The organism is Candidatus Phytoplasma sp. AldY-WA1 (assembly GCF_020312115.2).
Lineage (GTDB): Bacteria > Bacillota_I > Bacilli_A > Acholeplasmatales > Acholeplasmataceae > Phytoplasma > Phytoplasma vitis.
In genome coordinates this window covers 1-1053 of record NZ_JAHRHX020000124.1, presented here as the reverse complement: position 1 = coordinate 1053, position 1053 = coordinate 1, and the positions used below count along the sequence as shown (strand labels likewise).

Genomic DNA, 1053 nt, shown 5'->3' with positions numbered 1-1053 from the left:
AACAATAACTAATTTAAAATTACAAAAACTTTTATATTATATTCACGCTCATTATTTAGTAAAAAATAAAAAAGAATCTAGTAAAGAACTTTACCCTGACTGTTCTATTCATGCTTGGATTTATGGTCCAGTTTTTCCTAATTTATTTTTTAAATTATCACAATACGGTGATAACCCTGTTAATTTAATTAAAGAAAACGAATTTACATCTGTTGATTTAACAGAAGAACAAATAAATTCAATTGAATATATTTTAAATAAATATGGTAATATGAAACCTTTTGCTCTTTCAAATAAAACACATTTAGAAGATCCATGGATCAACAACTTTAATGATGATCGTTGTGATTTAAGTGATAACGTTATTTCAGAAAAAGATATTTTTGAATATTATACTGAAAATCCTTTAAAATTATAATTTTTTTTATTTTTAAGAAAGTTTTTTTTAAAATATGACATTTGATTGTTTTAATTATTTTGATTATTTTGATTATAAAATTGACCGACTATCGTTTATAAAAAAAGGGAAATTTAGTTTTAACAATTATAATTCCAATGTTTTTGTAGAAGTTATTTATGTATTGAATAGATATAAGAATTATGAATGGGAATTTATTGAAACAAGTAAAGATTTTCATTTTCATAAGGTAGAATCCTCAAAAATTAAAACAAAATGTAACGAATTATATCATAAAACAAAAAATTTAGATATATATCAAATTTTGATTACAAATGCAGGAAGATTATTATTTCGAAAAATAAAAAATAAAATCTATATTGTTGGTTATGATTATTTTCATATTTTAGATAATGAAAAGAATTTAAAACAATCGCTATATAATAATTTAAGATATGAAATATACGTTTTTTTGAAAAAATATATTTCATGTGAAGAAGCTTTAAAATTTATTAATACTTTAAAAAAATTTTTTTCTAAAGAATTGTTTTGGAAACGAATTGAAATAATATTAAACCAAATTAAAGAAACATTTAGCACTGATACAAATAAAAATAATCTAAAAGAAATTAATGATTCATTAAATAAAATGATTA

At 19.5% G+C, this 1053-nt stretch carries 2 protein-coding genes; both read left to right on the top strand.

The features are described from left to right. Positions 1 to 418, top strand: a 418-nt coding sequence (locus KTO59_RS04390; protein ID WP_284928841.1) for a Panacea domain-containing protein, incomplete at its 5' end; no start/stop codon positions are given. A gap of 34 nt (positions 419 to 452) precedes the next feature. Beyond that, the coding region (locus KTO59_RS04385) for a hypothetical protein (protein WP_284928840.1) at positions 453 to 1053 on the top strand (601 nt) is incomplete at its 3' end.